Raw genomic sequence first — 16,537 nt, 5'->3', positions numbered from 1 at the left:
CCCGCTGCCCCAGCGCGACGCCGACCACCACCCCGAGCAGCGGCCACCGCACCACGATGCTGACCAGCCAGACGAGCGCGCTGGCCGCGTTGGACAGCAGCTGGACCAGGAAGAAATCCTCGGCACGGCCGGTGCGCAACGCGATCAGCGCGGCCACGCAGACGGCGAGCAGCCCGATCAGCACCGATCGGGGCCGGTCGCCCCGGCGCAGCCGCCACCCGGCCACCGCCGCCCCGGCCACCACGGCCGCGGCGACCCCGCCCCAGATGGATTGCCCGGTGGCCAGCCAGCCGACGGCGAAGGCGACCGGCGGCAGGGTCGCGTCGACCGCGCCCCGCCGCCCGCCGAGCAGGTCGGCGAGCGACTCGGGCCGGGCCGCGGGCGGCTCCGCCCGGTCCGCCGGCGGGGTCGTGTGCTCCGGTGTGCTGGTCACGGTCACCTCCTCGCGTCCGCCCCAAGGTAGCCGGGTGACGGCGGCGGGCCTCCGGCCGTCCCGCCCGGGCCTGCCGATACCGTGTGCGGGTGCGTGCGAGGGCGAGGGGTTGGACCGCGGTCTGGTTGGTCGTGCTGGCGGTCGTCCAGGCGCTCGCGTTCCTCGTCGTGTGGCGCGTCGCCGTGCACGCCGAGCTGGGCCAGTGGATCGACACCGTGGCGTTGACCGGCAACCGGATCGGCCAGGACCGGATCGACGGTCCGGTGGACCGGATCCTCAACGCGATGTCCGTGGTGTCCCTGCTGGCGGCGACCGCGGTGATCGGCTTCATCGCGCTGATGCGGGGGCGGATCGCCCTGGCCGTCACGGCCACCCTGCTGATCGTCGGCGCCAACGTCACCACCCAACTGCTCAAGTACGGACTGACCCGGCCCGACTTCGGCATCGACATGGAACGGGCGTACGCCGGCAACAGCCTGCCCAGCGGGCACGCCACGGTCGCGGCCTCGGTGGCGGTGGCGCTGGTGCTTGTCCTGCCGCGTACGGTGCGGGCGCTCGGCGCCTTCGTCGGTGCCGGCTACGCCGCGACCGCCGGGGTGGCGACGATGTCCGCCGGCTGGCACCGGCCCAGCGACGCGGCGGCAGCGTTCCTGGTCGTGGGCGTCTGGGCCGCGCTGGCCGGGCTGCTGCTCCTGGTCACCCAACGGGAGCGGGCGCAGGTGGAGTCCGCCGACGCGCACCGGCTCGCCGCGGCGGCGCTCGGCGTCGGCGGCCTGCTGGCGGTGGTGGCCTGCGCGCTCGCCCTGTCCTGGCTGGTCGACCTGCGCGGCACCGCGCCGGACGAGATGACCCGCCGGCCCCTCTTCGTCGCCTACGCGGGCAGCGCCGCGGGCATCGCGGGGACGATGGGGGTGGTGATGGCGCTGGTGCTCGCCGCCGTGCACCGGCTCGTGCCCCGCTACCAGGGCTGACCGGCGGTCAGCGGGCGTAGGTGCCCACCATCGTGCCGCTGGCGAACTCCTTGTCGACCAGTGCCCGGTGCACGTCGTCCGCCTGCGGCGCGTCGGGCAGTTCCAACGGCTGGTCCACCGCGTAGAGCCGGAAGAAGTACCGGTGCGGGTCGTCGCCGCGCGGCGGCTGGGGACCGCCCCACCCCGTCGTGCCGAAGCCGTTCGGCCACTCCCGGCCGCCCAGCGGCACCCCACCCTCGGGTACCCCGGCCGAACCGGCCCCGATCCCGGTGACCAGCCAGTGCAGGAACGGTACCCGCCCGGCATCCGGATCCTCGACGATCAGGACCAGCTCGGTCGTCCCGTCCGGCACCCCGGACCACTCCAGCGGCGGTGAGAGGTTGCCCCCGTCGCGGGAAAAGCGATCCGGCAGCCGGTCGTGGTCGTTGAACGCGGGGCTGCGCATCATGATCCCGGCCATCCCTGCACGCTCCTTTCCGGTCCGGTGGCACGTACCCGTACGGCGGGTGTCGAAACAGCCGCGGCGGGCGCCCGTCGTGCCGACGGGGGTGTGAGAGGGTACCGGCGGCGGACGTGGACGGGGGAGGACGAATGCAGACGGTACGGGCGGCGTTCCGGGACGAGTGCGCACGGCTGGGCGAGGTGCTGCTCGGCCTCGACGAGGTGGACCTCGACCGCCCCACCGACTGCCGGCCGTGGACCGTGCGGGAGCTGCTGGCGCACGTACGCACCGGTGCCGGACGCCTGGTGGACATGCTCGCCGCGCCGGCCCCGCCGCACGCCGAGGTGGACGCCGGCGGCTATTACGGCGCCGCCAAGTTCACCCCGCCGGTGGACGCCGCCCGGATCGAGGGCGGCCGGCGGGAGGCCCGGGAACTCGACGGCCCGGCGCTGGTGGCGGATTTCGACCGGGCCTGGCGGGCCGCCCTCGACGCGGTCGACGCCGCACCGCCCGGCCGGGTGGTACGCACCCGGCACGGCGACGCGATGGCCCTCGCCGAGTTCCTGCGTACCCGGGTGGTGGAGGTTGGCGTGCACGGCCTGGACCTGGCGGCGGCGCTGGACCGGCCGCCGTGGCTGACGCCGACCGCGGCGCAGGTCGTCGCCGACCTGCTCACCGGCGGCCGGGCTGTCCCGGCCGAGCTGGGCTGGGACCGGCTCACCCTGATCCGCAAGGCGACCGGCCGGGCCGAGCTCACCGACCGGGAGCGGGCCGCCGTCGACGCCGCCGGCTTCCGCTGGCTCTCCTTCGGCGGCTGACACCCGCGCTACCCGGCGAGCCCGCCTGCGACCACGTACCACCGGCGAAGGCCGGGCCGGTCCCCGCGAACGCCGGCACCCATCACCATGCTCGCCACCAGGGCGGTGATCACATCAGGCCCGGCGCCATCCGGGAAACCCGCCCGCCGATCTTGCTCCCTGCCCTGGCGAGCGGGCACCATCGACCGGTGACGAAGCGATGGGGCATGACCGTGCCGTTGGGCGGGATCCCGCTCGCCGACCACGCCGCGGTCTACGCGGCCCTCGACCGGGCCGGGTTCACCGACCTGTGGTCCTCCGAGGTCGCCGGGGCCGACGCGTTCACCCCGCTGGCGCTCGCCGCCGCCTGGCAGCCCCGGCTGCGCCTGGGCACCGCGATCGCGCCGGTCTTCACCCGGGGTCCGGGCCTGCTGGCGATGAGCGCCGCCGCGCTCGCCGAGGCGGCCCCCGGCCGGTTCGCCCTCGGCATCGGCGCCTCCTCGCCGGTGCTGGTCGGCGACTGGAACGCGATCCCTTTCACCGAGCCCTTCCGGCGTACCCGCGACGTGCTGCGGTTCCTGCGCGCGGCGCTGTCCGGCGCGACGGTCGACCAGGCGTACGACACCTTCACCATCCGCCGGTTCACCCTGGAACGACCGCCGGCCGTGCCACCGCCGCTGCTGCTCGCCGCGCTGCGGCCCGGGATGCTGCGGCTGGCCGCCGCCGAGGCCGACGGGGTGATCCTCAACTGGCTCGCCGCCACGGACGTCCCGCGTGCGCTCGCCGAGCTGGGCAGGCGGCGGGCCGGCTTCGAGGTGGTCTCCCGCATCTTCGTCTGCCCCACCGAGGACGCCGCGCACGCCCGCGCGCTGGGCCGCCGGCTGATCACCAGCTACCTCACCGTGCCGGCGTACGCCGAGTTCCACCGCTGGCTCGGCCGGGAGGAGCTGCTCGGGCCGATGTGGCGGGCCTGGGCGGCCGGCGACCGGCGCGGCGCCGGTGCCGCCGTGCCCGACGGGGTGGTCGACGCGCTGGTGCTGCACGGCTCGCCGGAGCGCTGCCGGGAGCAGGTCCGCCGCTACGCCGACGCCGGGGTGGACGTTCCGGTGCTGGCGCTTCTGCCCACGCCCGAGCTGACCGCCGGCGGCGCGGCGGCGCTGGCTGACCTGATCGCCCGCCTCGGCGATGCCGGCACGGAGGTGGCCTGAGTGAACCTGACCGACCGGGTGGTGGTGATCACCGGCGGGGCCGGCGGCATCGGCGCGGCGCTGGCCCGGCGGTTCGCCGCCGAGGGCGCCGCCGCGGTCGTGGTGGCCGACCTGGACGCCGGGGCGGCCCGCGCGGTGGCCGCCGGCGTCGGCCCGGTCGCCCGCGCCGTCGGCATGGACGTCACCGACGAGGAGCAGGTCCGCACGCTGGTCGCCGACACCGAGCAGCGGTACGGCCGGATCGACCTGTTCTGCGCCAACGCGGGCGTGTCCACCGGCGGGGGTGTGGAGGTCGACGACGCCGGCTGGGACCGCGCCTGGCGGGTGAACGTGCTCTCCCACGTGTACGCCGCCCGGGCGGTGCTGCCGGCGATGCTCGCCCGGGGCGGCGGCCATCTGCTGATGACCTGCTCGGCGGCGGGCGTGCTGACCGCGGTCGGGGACGCTGCGTACACCGCCACCAAGCACGCCGCAGTGGGCTTCGCGGAGTGGCTCGCGATCACCTACCGCGACCAGGGGATCCGGGTCAGCGCGCTCTGCCCGCAGGGCGTGGACACCCCGATGCTCGCCGACGGGCTGGCCGCCGGGCACCTGGGCGCTCGGGTGATCGCCGCCTCCGGGGCGGTGCTCACTCCGGACGAGGTCGCCGACTCCGTGATCGCCGGGCTGGCCGAGGAGCGCTTCCTCATCCTCCCGCACCCCGAGGTCGCCGCGTACGCGCGCCGCCGCGCCGAGGACCCCGACGGCTGGCAGGCCGGCCTGCGCAAGCTCGTCCGCCGCCTCCGCGCCTGAGGTACGTCCTCGTCGCCGGTCGACGGCAAGTCCTCGCTCCCTGACACGCCCCTACGCGCCATCGGCGGTACCGTGCTGCTCGCCCTGGTCTCGTGGTGCTGATGGCGCCCGTACCAGCACTGAACTGGCGGCTGACTTCAGGCATCACGGTGATGCCACGTGGTTGCGTATGGCATCAAAGTGATGCCATAGTGGCACCATGGACCTGCGCCCCTACATCGACGCCCTGCGCCACGAGCTCGCGCTCGCCGCCGCAACCGGCGGCGATGACGCCCGCGAGCTAGCCGAGCGGCTCACCGCGCCACTCGAGTCCGCAGCCAGGCTCGCCCTGCTCGACGCCCTCTCCGAGGCGGCCGCCGAGATCACCCGCGATCTCGCTCCCGGCTCCGTGGACCTGCGGCTGCGCAACCGCGAGCCCAGCTTCGTCGTGACGCCGCCGCCCGCAGACCCGTGGACCGATCAGTCAGCCGCCCCGCCGCCGCCCCGTCCGGCACCAGCTCCGACCCCGGGCGAGGACGAGGCGACCGTGCGGATCAGCCTGCGCCTGCCGGAACACCTGAAGAACCGCGTCGAGCAGGCCGCCGCCCGCGCCGGTGTCTCGATCAACACCTGGCTGATCCGGGCCGCGGCCGCCGCGGCCGACAGCGACACGGGGCGTCCCGCGACCGGAAGCGCGACCAGCGGCGGCCAGCGCTACACCGGCTGGGTCCGCTGACTTCGAGGAGAAGGAGAATCCCCATGCCCACCTTCGACACTCCCGGGCCCATCACCGCCTCCGTCGAGCTCACCGCCGGTGAGCTGCGGGTGGTCGCGAGCGAGCGGCCGGACACCGTCGTGCACGTACGCCCGGCAGACGACACCGATAACCGGGATGTGCGTGCCGCCGAGCAGACCCGCGTGGAGTTCGCATCCGGCACCCTGACCGTACGCGGCCCCCGCCAACCCGGCCTCGGCATATTCGGCAGGGTCGGCGCCGTCGACGTGCTCGTCGAGCTGCCGGCCGGCACCGATCTCGAGGCCAAGCTGGGCGTCGGCGCGGTCCGCTGCACCGGGGCACTGGGCGGCTGCCGGCTGCGCAGCGGCGCCGGCGACCTGCAGGTCGAGCAGGCCGAGAGCCTGTCCCTGACGACCGGGATGGGGCTGCTGACCGCCGAGACCGTCACCGGCGACGCCAAGCTGACCACCGGCTCGGGCAAGCTACAGGTGCGCTCGGTCGCCGGGCCGGCCGTGCTCAAGAACGGCAACGGCGAGACCTGGATCGGCCACGCCGGTAGTGATCTGCAGATCAGCTCCGCCAACGGCGACATCGCGGCGGACCACACCGCCGCCTCGATAACCGCGAACACCGCCAACGGCGACATCCGCGTCCGCGAGCTGGTCCGGGGCTCGGCGACGCTGCGCAGCGCCGCCGGCCGCATCGAGATCGGCATCCGGCCGGGCACCGCCGCCCGGCTCGACGTGCACACCCAGTACGGCAAGGTCCACAACGAGATGACGGCCACCGCCGGTCCCACCGAGACCGATGAGCAGGCCGAGGTGCGCGCGCGTACGGCGTTCGGCGACATCCTGATCCACCGCTCCTGACCCACCCCGCCGTCCCGGCCGTGGCGCTCGTGCCCCGGCCGGCGATGGCCCCTGCCCGAAAACCGCCAGGAGGCGTAGATGACAACGACAGTCACCACCCGGCCCGCCGTCTCGGTGGCCGGCCTGCGCAAGACCTTCGGTGCGAAGGTGGTCCTCGACGGCATCGACCTGACCGTCACCGAGGGCACCGTCTTCGCCCTGCTCGGCCCGAACGGCGCCGGCAAGACGACCATGGTGCGGATCCTCGCCACCCTGCTGCCGCCCGACAGCGGCTCGATCCGCGTCGCCGGGCACGACCTGGCCCGCGATGCCGACGAGGTACGTGCGGCGATCGGCCTCACCGGCCAGTTCGCGGCCGTCGATCGCCTGCTGACCGTACAGGAGAACCTGCGGCTGATGGCCGACCTGCACCGGCTCGGCCGGACCGAAGGTGGCCGGCGGGTGGCCCGGCTGATCGAGCGCTTCGACCTCGGCGAATCGGCACGAAAGCCGGTGTCGCTGCTCTCCGGCGGCCAGCAGCGCCGCCTGGACCTGGCGATGACCCTGGTCGGCAACCCCCGATTGATCTTTCTGGACGAGCCCACCACCGGCCTCGATCCGCGCAGCCGGCATGCGATGTGGCAGATCGTCCGGGAACTGGTCGCCGAGGGCGTCACGGTATTCCTCACCACCCAGTACCTCGAGGAGGCGGATCAGCTCGCCGATCGGATCGCGGTGCTGGACCACGGCCGCATCGTCGTCGAGGGCACACCGGACGAGCTCAAACGCCGGATCCCCGGCGGGCACTTGCTGCTGCGCTTCACCGAACCGGACACGTTGCACGCGGCGGCCGCGGTGCTGGACACGGCGCACCGCGACGACGACGCGCTGACCCTGCAGGTACCCAGCGACGGCGACGTCGCCTCGTTGCGCGCCGTGCTGAACACGCTCGATCGGGTACGGGCCGAGCCCGACCACCTGACGATCCACACCCCGGATCTGGACGACGTGTTCTTCGCCTTCACCGGCGCGCCCGCCACCACCGATGCGACTTCCGAGGAGATCTCCCGGTGACCACCATGGCCCACGCCCTCACCGATTCCCGGACCATGCTGCGCCGGCAGCTGCTGCACCTGCGGCGCTACCCGTCGCTGACCGGGCTGCTGATCGGCATGCCGGTCATCTTCCTGCTGCTCTTCGCCTACGTCTTCGGCGGCACGCTCGGCGCCGGGATCGGCGGCGACCGCTCCGCTTATGTGAACTACCTGACCCCGGGCATCCTGCTGTTCACCATGGCCGGGGCCGCCGCCGGCACCGCCATCTCGGTGGCGATGGACATGACCGAGGGCATCGTCGACCGGTTCCGCAGCATGGCCATCGCCCGGATCTCGCTGCTGACCGGGCACGTGCTCGGCAGTCTGGTGCAGAACCTTCTGGCGCTGCTCGCCGTGCTCGGCGTCGCCCTGCTCATCGGCTTCCGCCCGAACGCCACCGCGCTCGAGTGGCTCGCCGTGCTCGGCGTGCTGACTGCGACCGCGTTCGCGCTGACCTGGTTCGCCGTCGCGCTCGGGATGGTCGCTGACAGCGTCGAGACGGCCAGCAACACGCCCATGTTCCTGAGCCTGCTGCCGTTCCTGGGCAGCGGATTCGTGCCCACTGAGACGATGCCGGCCGGGCTGCGCACCTTCGCTGAGTACCAGCCGTTCACGCCGATCATCGAGACCCTGCGCGGGCTGTTGCTCGGCTCCGGGATCGGCACCAGTGCGATCACCGCGCTCGCCTGGTGCGCAGGGATCTCGCTGGTGTCTTACCTGTGGGCCAAGCGCAAGTACAACCAGCGCGCTACCCGTTAGGGGCGGGCCGCCACCGGGACGTCGACCCGGAACCGAGCGTTCCACCGCAATCGGCCTGCTCGCCGGCGAACTGCTTGGCGAGCAGGCCCGCGGGCATATCTCAGGCCCAGCGCGCATGGCCTCGCGCAGGCGTGCTCGGTGGTGGTGCCGGGCGCTAGCCGCTCCGGCATGCCGGGTTCAGAGTTCGCAGTCGGTTGCGTTCTCGACGTTGGTGCAGGTGTCGGTGCCGGGGCCGGCGTCGGCGATGTCGTTGGCTTCTGGGCCGCCGTCGATGGTGTCGTTGGTGCCCGGGGGAAGCGGGGTGACGTTCCCGTTGCCGTTCTTCGCATCGCCATAGATGGTGTCGCTGCCGCCGCCGCCGAAGATGGTGTCGCGCCAACCAGCGACGGTAGCCGTTCCGGTCACCGTGATGGTGTAGGTCTCGAAGTCACCGTACAAGACATCGGCCCCGTCGCCGCCGTCGATGATGGTGTTGCCGCCGTTGAGGCTGATGGAGCCACCGGCGATGATCTCCACCGCCTGGGCATGGCCGTAGATGACATCGGCTCCTGGCCCGCCGATGAGATGATCATTGTTGACCGTGGCCGAGACGTTCACGCTAGTCAGCGTCCCGGTGAGGGTGGTGCCCGCGATCGTGTCGCCGCCTTCGCCGCCGTCAATGTAATCGTCACCGCCAACGACGCCCGCACCAACGACGAGGCTGGCGGTCCCTATGTCCCCGACGAGCAGGTCGTTGCCGCCCTCACCGAAGATGCTGTCGTTGCTGGTCGGTATCGCGCCCGGGGAAACAATGGTCTCCGATTCACCGTAGACCGTGTCGTTCCCACCGCCGGCACAGATCACGTCATTGCCGAACAGGCCGGAGATGGTGTCGTTGCCGCCAAGGCCAGCGATCACATCGTCGCCGTCGGTTCCGACGATGGTGTCGTTGCCGTTGGTGCCGTGGATGGTCACGGGCAAGCCGTTGCAGGTGGTGGTGGCGTGGGCGGCCGGTGCGGTGACCAAGGCGGAGACAAGGGTCAGGCTGGCGGTGGTGGCCAGTGCCCGGGTACCGATGTGTCGGCGGGGGCGGTTTCGCACGGGTTGCATGAGATTCCCTTCCACCGGCTTCGGAGCGGGGTGGCTCCTCGGCAAGGGGCGTCCGGAGCCAGGCCATCGATACATGCAGGGCTGCGGGGTGTGACGATGCTATCGCAGAAAGTGATCAGCTTGTGTCGATGGTCGTAAGGGCGACACCGCTGTGGTCGGCATCGAGTACCACGCGGAGGTCCCCCGTCGCTGGCTTGTCGACCCACGCACGATGACCCTGTGCGGCCGGATCGCCTACCCCTTCCCTGTCTCGAAATCGCCCGGATCGCGGGGCGGGGCGCGCTCGGGCACACCGGCGTCGGCATGCCCCACTCCGACGGGCCACTGTGGAGTTGCCCCGCCACCGCTGCTGTGCCAGAGCCGTTCGTGTCACCGATCCCGCGCCGGCGCGGCGCGCCGCCCGGCGTCTAGCCAAGAACGGAGTGGTGCCCCCCGGACGGCGCCGAGACCCCCGCCGCCCGGGTCGCCTCCCCGTCCGACCGTGGCCGCGGGGCGCCACGGCGGCGTTGCTGGTGCGCGGCCGCGAGGATCAGGTACGCGCTTGCCGTCCAGGTGTACGCGCGATCGCGCAGTCCGACGCCGGTCAGCGCGTCGAAGTTCTCCGCGAACCCGGATCTCTCGCACAGCAGGCGGAACCGATCACTGATGGCGTCGGCGAGGTCGATGTGGCCGGCGCGGCGTAGGCCGTCCTCGACGAGCACGGTGGAGGGCGCCCACACCGGGCCGCGCCAGTAGCCGTCGGGCTCGTAGCGCGGGGAGGTTGTCAGCTCGGTTGCCAGGCCGTGCGGGGTCAGGTGTGCGGTGAGACGTTCGGCGAGCCGCGCGCTGACGTCGGGGGGGAGTTCCTCGCCCAGCACGATGGGCATGAGGTCCAGCAGGCTGTCGCTGCTCCACGTCCGTCGCGACACCGCACAGCGGGCGACGAACCGCCGACCGTTCCACAGGTGTGCCAGCAGGTCGGTGCGCATCCGGGTGGCGGCGGCGTCCCAGCGCCCGGCGGCGTCGTCGTCGCCGATGACCCGGGCGAGGGCGGCGAGTTCGCGCAGCTGGAGGACGAGGTACGCGGCGAGGTCCGCCGACTCGACGGCACGCTGGGGGTCGAAGGTCGTCGCGTTGTCCCAGCCGCTGTCGTTGCCGTGCTGGTAATGCGGCAGCGGGCTGCCCGGTGTCCGGCGATGGGTCAGCCAGAACGTCGTCCACCGCTCGAGCCGCCGGTACATCTCGGTCAACTCGCCGGGGTTGGCCTGCCCGGCCCGGCGCATCCGGTGCACCGCCCACCCGTGGATGGGCGGCTTGACGAAGTTGAACAACGTCTCGGAGTGGGTGATCGAGTCGGGCAGCGCCCCGCTCTGGTCCTGGTGGTCCCACATCAACCGGAACTGGTCCCAGGCGAGTGAGGGGTCTCCGGCCACCAGTGCCAGCGCGTTGAAGCAGTGGTCCCAGCTCCAGACCTTGTCCATCCAGTGCTTGGACATGAGCACAGCCGGTCGGGTGACGAAACCCGCCGGGCGGACCGTCGCCGACCACACCACGTAGGCCGCCAGCTCGGCGGCGGGCGTGTGGTCGTCACGCCAGGGCGCCACCGCGTCGGCGAAGGTCCGGAACGATTCCCGGGCGCCGTCGACGACCCGGTCGAACGCCCGGTCCGCCCGGTACGGTGCCCGGGCCGACTCGTACTCCTCGATCGCGATCTCCCACTCGACGGTGCCGTCGAGGGTGAGACCGCGGCCGGTCGCGCCGAGGGACTGGACCCCGGTGAGCTCGGCGACGCGCCCGGCCAGCACCGTGACCCGGTAGCGTCGACCGGTCTCGTACTGGGTGAACAGGTAGGAGCCGTCGACCGGGTCCTGGAGGAAGTACGCGCCGCTGAAGGGGGTGAGCTCCGGGTTCGTGGCGGAGAGGGCCAGACCCAGGCCGCGACCACGAAGTCGCACCGCCTCCGCCGACTCGTAGGCGAGCTCGATGGTGCTGCCGTGGTGGTGCCAGGTGAGCACGGCCGGGACGGCGGAGACCTGGGCGTCGACGCGGCCCGTCCCGGCCAGTGGGGTCAGCCGGAGCACGGGATGCAGTCGCGTCTGGTGCGACACCAGGTGCACGTCGTCGGCGTACGTCCCCTCGGCGATCACCGGCGAGAAGTTGAACCAGGATCCGATGTGGCTGAACGGGATCTGCCCGAGGGAGAAGACCGGGCCGGACGAGGCGTTCACCTGGCCGGCGTCTTCTGTCCGGTGGCGGGCTCGCGGTGCGCCGTGGGCAGCCAGATGCGCATGCCGGTCGGACCACGCCGAGCCCACGAGTGGTACTGGCGCAGGGGCACCTCGAACCAGCCGGCGTCGCCCCCGCCGTCCACGGGGTCGCCGGCGGTGGGGGTGGCGGCGTACGGCCAGTCATTGTCAGGGTGCGCGACCAGCCGGCCACGTACCCGGGCGCCGTCGGTGTGCCCGCTCGGCGGGACCGACGGGTCGATCTCCAGGGCGTGCAGCAGGTCGGGGTGCGGAAGGTCGAGGGATTCGACGCAGAGCACCTCCGGGCCCCGCTCGACGGCGACGCAGCCCCGGACGGCGTCGATGCGCCGGTCGGGCCAGGTGAAGCGGGGCTGCATCGGCAGGTCGAGGCGGACCACGTCGCCGGCGCGGAACGCACGCCGTACGGTGACCATGCCCGGCTCGACGGGTCGGGTCCGCCCGCCCTCGACGAGCCGGGCGCCGGCCGCCCACGCCGGGACCCGCAGGGCCAGCGTCCACGGCTGCGCGGCGTCACCGGTCACGTGCACCCGGATGGATCCGCTCGTCGGGTAGTCCGTCTCCACCCGGACGGCCACCTGCCTGCCACCGGGCAGGTCGGCCCGGATGGTGCTGGGCGCGTACTGGTGGATCTGGAGGCTGTCGCCGTCGGTGGTGGCGAGGTAGCCGGCGAGGCTGGCCAGGGTTCGGGCGACGTTGGTGGGGCAGCAGGACACGTCGAACCACGGGGCCCGGGTGCCCGCCTCGGCCCGTGGACTGACCTGGGTCTCGTCGGTCGGCGGGCCGGGCACCCGCTGGTGCAGGGGGTTGGCGTAGAAGAACGCCTTGCCGTCGCTGCTCGGCGAGGTCGCGATGACGTTGAAGAGGGTCCGTTCGATCAGGTCGGTGTAGCGGGTGTCGCCGGTGGCGAGGAAGAGCCGCCACGAGACCATCATGGAGGCGACCCCCGCGCAGGTCTCGCAGTACGCCCGGTCCGGAGGCAGTTCCCAGTCCTCGCCGAACCCCTCGTCCTGGTGCCGGGAACCCATGCCGCCGGTGATGAAGGTCCGGCGCGCGACCGAGCGTCGCCACTGCCGTTGCACCGCGGTGAGCAGCTCGTCGTCGGCACGGTCGACGGCCACGTCGACCGCCGCGGCGGTGAGGTAGAGCGCGCGCACGGCGTGCCCACGCCAGACGCCGGCCTGCCGGATGGGCAGGTCGTCCTGGAAGTAGCCGCGGCCCAGGGGGACGTCGCGCAGGGTGCCGTGCCCACGGCGTTCGAGGAACAGCCGGGCCTGCTCGACGTACCGGTCCACCCCGAGCGCCCGGCCGAACTCGGCCAGCCCCACCTCGATCTCCGGATGCCCGCAGATGGCGGGCACGCCGTCCGCGCCGAACGTCCGGCACACGTGGTCCGCGGCCCGGCGGGCCACCTTAACCAGGTCGTCCTCGCCGACGGTACGCAGCCGGGCCGTGGCCGCCTGCAGGAGGTGGCCGGTGTTGTAGAGCTCGTGGCCCATCTCCATGTCGCTGTACCGCGGCGGCTGCCGGTCATGGCCGAAGCAGGTGTTGAGGTAGCCGTCGCTGTCCTGCGCCCGTGCGACGCGGGCGGTGAGCCGCTTGATCGCGGTCTCGGCCGCGGCGTCCCCGCTCCGGCCGGCCTCCCAGCACAGGGCCTCGATGAGCTTGTACACCTCGGAGTCGGAGAACGACCAACCGGGACGGTCCGGCGCGGTCGATCCCTCGGCGACCCGGTCGAAGTTCGCTAGCCAGCCGACCCGCTCCATCCACGATTCGCAGTGGGCCAGCGTCGCCGTCGCGTTGACGTCCTGGCGGCTGCCCCAGAACCCTCCGGTGATGGTGGCGTGCGCCAGCCCGAGCGGGCGGACCGGACCGCGGGCTGGCAGCACCGGGCAGCCGCTCCGCGGGCCCGGACCGGCGTCGTCGAGGGCGTTCCGCTGGTCGGCGTGGGCGGTACCGTCGATCATTCTGTGGCCTCGCTTGGTTTGGTGGCGTGGAGAGTGGAGCGGTCAGTCCTTCACAGCGCCGGCGGTGACACCGGCCGCGACGAAGCGCTGCGCGAGGACGAGGAGGAAGGCCGCGGGGATGGACGCGATCACGGCCGTGGCCATGATCGAGTTCCACTGGGTGGTGTTGTTGCCGATGTAGCGGAAGATGCCGAGCGTGATCGGGATCGCGTCGCTGTTCCGGCTGAGCGTGGAGGCGAAGATGAAGTCCGACCAGGCCCACAGGAACGCGAAGAGGGCCACAGTGATGATCGAGTTGCGGCTCAGCGGCAGGATGACGGACCGGAAGGTCCGCCAGTTGCCCGCGCCGTCGATCTGTGCCGCCGCCGACAGATCGCCGGGGATGCCGGCGATGAAGGCCCGGAACAGCAGCACGGCGAAGGGGACGGCCACGGTGGAGTCGGCGATGATCAGTCCCCACACGGTGTTGAGGATGCCCAGCCTGATGTAGATCGCGTAGAAGCCCATGGCCATCACCACCGCGGGGATCATCTGCGCGACCAGGAGCAGGAAATCGATGGTGCGGGCGCCGGGCGGGTGCAGCTTCGCCAGGGAGTACCCGGCGGGCAGGCCGATCAGCAGGGTCAGGACGACGGTGCCGAGCCCGATGAACAGGCTGGTGGCCAGCGCGGGAAGCTGTTGGTCCAGGGCCGCCGTGTAGCCCTCGATCGTCGGATCCCAGGGGAACCAGTGCGGCGGATCGGCGCGCATGTCCCTTGTCCTGGTGAGCGAGACGTTGAACATCCAGTAGACGGGGAAGAGCATCAGTGCGGTCAGCGCGATGCCGAGCACGGTCTTCCACCACGGTCGGTGCGTGGTCATCGGTGGTCCTCCCGACGCTGCAGGCGTACGTAGGCGAGCCCGGCAACGAGCGCGATGAGGATGAGCAGGTTGCCGACGGCCGCGGCCGGCGAGAAGTCCGGCTGCCCGCTGCCGAACGCCTCCCGGTACGACCAGACCGCGAGGGTGGTCGATGCGTCAGCCGGGCCGCCCGTGGTCATGATCCAGATGATGTCGACGACCTTGAGCGTGTAGATCAGGCCGAGCAGCAGGGTGATCGCCGACACCGGTCGGAGCAGCGGAACGGTGACCCGCCAGAACTGCTGCCACGGTGTCGCCCCGTCGAGTCCGGCCGCCTCGTAGAGGTCCTTGGGGATGTTCTGCAGTCCGGCGTAGAGGATCACCAGGTTGAACGGGACGCCGAGCCAGATGTTGGCGATGGTGACGGCCAGCAGCGACGTGTCCGGGGAGGTGAGCCAGTTGATCTGCCCGATCCCGAACGCCTGGAGCGCCGCGTTGACGATGCCGTTCTCACTGTTGAGCATCCACGACCAGGTCGAGGCGGAGACGATCAGGGGGAGCAGCCACGGCACGAGGAACATCGCGCGCAGCACCCCGGCGAGCCGGAAGTTGCGGTGGAAGAACACCGCGAGGGCGAGGCCGAGCGCGTACTGCAGGGCGATCGAGCCCAGCGTGAACACGGCTGTGTTTCGAAGGGCCTGAACAAAGGTGTCGTTGGTGAATATGTCGAGGTAGTTGTCCAGCCCGACGAACCGCGGATTGCCCTGGACGAAGGCGCGCGGCGTGTAGTCGTGGACGCTGAGCTCGATGTTGCGGTACAGCGGGTAGGCGTAGAACGCGGTCAGGTAGGCGATGAGCGGTGCGAGAAACGCGAACGCCGCCCAGTGCCGGGAGCGTTGGCCTCGTCGTCGGCCGTGGGGCCGGGGGGCGGCGGCGGACCGGATGTCCGCCGCCGCCTCGTCCGTACGGCCCAGGGCGCCGATCGCGTCGGTGCGGGTGGGGCTCATGGTCGTCCTCGTTCGTCCGTGACCGGCGGCGGTGGCTCAGCCGTTCGTGGCCGACTTGGCCTGGGACTGCGCGGCGCTGAGCGCGGCGGCCGGGGTGGCCGCGCCGCTGAGCGCCTTCTGCACCGCGGTCCACATGGCCTCGGAGATCTTCGGGTAGTCGGTGCCGAGGTTGTCGCTGGTGCGGCCCTTGGCGGACCGGACGGCGTCGACCCACGGCTTCAGGGAGGGGTTCTTGGCGAGGATCGCCTGCTGCCCGTCCGCCGTCGAGGGGATGTAGTAGGCGAAGGTGGTGCCGGTCTCCACCAGGCCCTCGGGCGTCGTCATGCACTCGAGGAGCTTCTTGGTGGTGTCGTAGCGGCCGGTGTCCTTCTGCACCGGCACGGTGATGAACTCGCCGCCCGTCGGGGTCGGCGCGGTCCCACCGCTCTTCGCCGGGATCTGGATGATCCCGGTGGGGAAGTCCGCCTTCGCCGCGCTGTCGATCTGCCAGGTGCCGTTCTCGGCGAACGCGAACTCGCCGGTCAGGAACTCCTCCCAGGTGGTGTTCTGGGAGTTGCTGATGACGGAGTTCGGCGCGATACCGTCCCGGACCCACGAGGTCCACAGTTGCAGCGCCTCCACCGCCTGCGGCGAGTCGAGCTGGGTCAGCTGCGCGCCGGCCCCCCAGAACCAGGGCAGGAACTGGAAGGAGCCCTCCTCGGTGCCGATGGCGGAGAAGGTGATCGCCTTCTTGCCCGACGTCTTGACCTTTTGCAGGGCAGCGTTGAGCGAGGCCCAGTCCTTGATCGAGGCAGGGTCCACGCCCGCGCCGTCGAGAATCCGCTTGTTGTAGAACAGGGCGAGGGTGTTGGCGCCGATCGGGATGCCGTAGGCCTTGCCGTCCAGCTCGCCGGCGGCGAGGAGGTTCTTGTCGAACCGCGCTGTGTCCAGGCCGAAGTCGCTCATCGCGGTGAGCATGCCGGCGTCGGCGAGGGTGGAGACCGCGGGATTGTCGAGCAGGATGACGTCGGGCGCGTTGCCCTCCTGCCCGGCGAGGAGCGCCTGGTTGGTCAGTGCGGTGGTGTCGTACGCGGTGCGGTTGATCGTGACCCCGGCCTGCTCGCCGCAGGCGTTGACCCGCTTGGCCCAGGCCGAGGAGGCGTCGTGCTGGGGGTAGGGGTCCCACCAGGTGTACGTGCCGTCGGCGGCTTCCGGTTCGGACGAGCAGGCGGTCAGGCCGGACACGCCGAGAGCGGCGGCGGCGAGGACGGCCGTCGCCCGTCTGGGCCACGAGAGTCGTGTCATTGCGTTCCTCCTTGGTGGTGTGAGCGTTCACATTGGCGGGTGGGTGGG

At 72.1% G+C, this 16,537-nt stretch carries 16 protein-coding genes; 8 read left to right on the top strand and 8 right to left on the bottom strand.

Annotated features, from left to right (window positions below):
* On the bottom strand, positions 1 to 433 hold a 433-nt coding region (locus C1I99_RS18845; RefSeq protein WP_146603989.1), incomplete at its 3' end, for a DUF3159 domain-containing protein.
* A gap of 83 nt (positions 434 to 516) precedes the next feature.
* Between C1I99_RS18845 and C1I99_RS18840 the strand changes: the two genes are divergently transcribed.
* Positions 517 to 1,404, top strand: a complete 888-nt coding sequence (locus tag C1I99_RS18840) for a phosphatase PAP2 family protein (RefSeq protein WP_111135537.1) — start codon at positions 517 to 519, stop codon at positions 1,402 to 1,404.
* 7 nt (positions 1,405 to 1,411) lie between these two features.
* Here C1I99_RS18840 and C1I99_RS18835 read toward each other — a convergent pair whose 3' ends face one another.
* Complete coding sequence (locus C1I99_RS18835; RefSeq protein ID WP_111135536.1) at positions 1,412 to 1,864, bottom strand: YbhB/YbcL family Raf kinase inhibitor-like protein; 453 nt, start codon at positions 1,862 to 1,864, stop codon at positions 1,412 to 1,414.
* A gap of 131 nt (positions 1,865 to 1,995) precedes the next feature.
* On the opposite strand from C1I99_RS18835, the gene C1I99_RS18830 reads away from it, so the two are divergent.
* The 7 genes from C1I99_RS18830 (at position 1,996) to C1I99_RS18800 (ending at position 8,059) form a co-directional block, all read left to right on the top strand.
* The gene (locus tag C1I99_RS18830; RefSeq protein ID WP_111135535.1) at positions 1,996 to 2,664 is read left to right on the top strand and encodes a maleylpyruvate isomerase N-terminal domain-containing protein; all 669 of its coding nucleotides are present in this window, start codon (positions 1,996 to 1,998) and stop codon (positions 2,662 to 2,664) included.
* A gap of 206 nt (positions 2,665 to 2,870) precedes the next feature.
* Positions 2,871 to 3,851, top strand: coding sequence for an LLM class F420-dependent oxidoreductase (locus C1I99_RS18825; protein WP_111135534.1), 981 nt, complete (start codon positions 2,871 to 2,873; stop codon positions 3,849 to 3,851).
* Positions 3,852 to 4,643, top strand: a complete 792-nt coding sequence (locus C1I99_RS18820; protein ID WP_111135533.1) for an SDR family oxidoreductase — start codon at positions 3,852 to 3,854, stop codon at positions 4,641 to 4,643.
* A 199-nt stretch (positions 4,644 to 4,842) separates the two neighbouring features.
* Positions 4,843 to 5,358 carry a toxin-antitoxin system HicB family antitoxin gene (locus C1I99_RS18815; protein ID WP_111135532.1) on the top strand — a complete coding sequence of 172 codons (516 nt, stop codon included), beginning with the start codon at positions 4,843 to 4,845 and terminating at the stop codon, positions 5,356 to 5,358.
* A 23-nt stretch (positions 5,359 to 5,381) separates the two neighbouring features.
* Complete coding sequence (locus C1I99_RS18810) at positions 5,382 to 6,227, top strand: DUF4097 family beta strand repeat-containing protein (RefSeq protein ID WP_111135531.1); 846 nt, start codon at positions 5,382 to 5,384, stop codon at positions 6,225 to 6,227.
* 78 nt (positions 6,228 to 6,305) lie between these two features.
* Positions 6,306 to 7,280 (top strand): ATP-binding cassette domain-containing protein, encoded by a 975-nt coding sequence (locus C1I99_RS18805; protein ID WP_111135530.1) that lies wholly within the window; start codon positions 6,306 to 6,308, stop codon positions 7,278 to 7,280.
* Between the two features lie 5 nt (positions 7,281 to 7,285).
* Positions 7,286 to 8,059 (top strand): ABC transporter permease, encoded by a 774-nt coding sequence (locus C1I99_RS18800; RefSeq protein WP_438941428.1) that lies wholly within the window; start codon positions 7,286 to 7,288, stop codon positions 8,057 to 8,059.
* 177 nt (positions 8,060 to 8,236) lie between these two features.
* Here C1I99_RS18800 and C1I99_RS18795 read toward each other — a convergent pair whose 3' ends face one another.
* From C1I99_RS18795 to C1I99_RS18770, 6 genes are all read right to left on the bottom strand, one after another.
* Positions 8,237 to 9,139, bottom strand: a complete 903-nt coding sequence (locus tag C1I99_RS18795) for a calcium-binding protein (protein ID WP_158554081.1) — start codon at positions 9,137 to 9,139, stop codon at positions 8,237 to 8,239.
* A gap of 416 nt (positions 9,140 to 9,555) precedes the next feature.
* The gene (locus C1I99_RS18790) at positions 9,556 to 11,355 is read right to left on the bottom strand and encodes an amylo-alpha-1,6-glucosidase (RefSeq protein ID WP_111135527.1); all 1,800 of its coding nucleotides are present in this window, start codon (positions 11,353 to 11,355) and stop codon (positions 9,556 to 9,558) included.
* Positions 11,352 to 13,358 carry a glycoside hydrolase family 127 protein gene (locus C1I99_RS18785; protein WP_111135526.1) on the bottom strand — a complete coding sequence of 669 codons (2,007 nt, stop codon included), beginning with the start codon at positions 13,356 to 13,358 and terminating at the stop codon, positions 11,352 to 11,354. The genes C1I99_RS18790 and C1I99_RS18785 overlap by 4 nt, the downstream gene beginning before the upstream one ends.
* A 42-nt stretch (positions 13,359 to 13,400) precedes the next feature.
* A complete protein-coding gene (locus C1I99_RS18780; protein WP_111135525.1) occupies positions 13,401 to 14,219 on the bottom strand; it encodes a carbohydrate ABC transporter permease in 819 nt (272 codons plus the stop codon).
* Positions 14,216 to 15,205, bottom strand: a complete 990-nt coding sequence (locus C1I99_RS18775; RefSeq protein WP_111135524.1) for a carbohydrate ABC transporter permease — start codon at positions 15,203 to 15,205, stop codon at positions 14,216 to 14,218. Before C1I99_RS18775 ends, C1I99_RS18780 begins: the two co-directional genes overlap by 4 nt.
* A gap of 36 nt (positions 15,206 to 15,241) precedes the next feature.
* Complete coding sequence (locus tag C1I99_RS18770) at positions 15,242 to 16,489, bottom strand: sugar ABC transporter substrate-binding protein (RefSeq protein WP_111135523.1); 1,248 nt, start codon at positions 16,487 to 16,489, stop codon at positions 15,242 to 15,244.
* Positions 16,490 to 16,537: the final 48 nt, after the last annotated feature.

This window comes from Micromonospora deserti, from assembly GCF_003236335.1.
GTDB lineage: Bacteria > Actinomycetota > Actinomycetes > Mycobacteriales > Micromonosporaceae > Micromonospora > Micromonospora deserti.
This window is presented reverse-complemented; position numbering and strand designations above follow the sequence as displayed.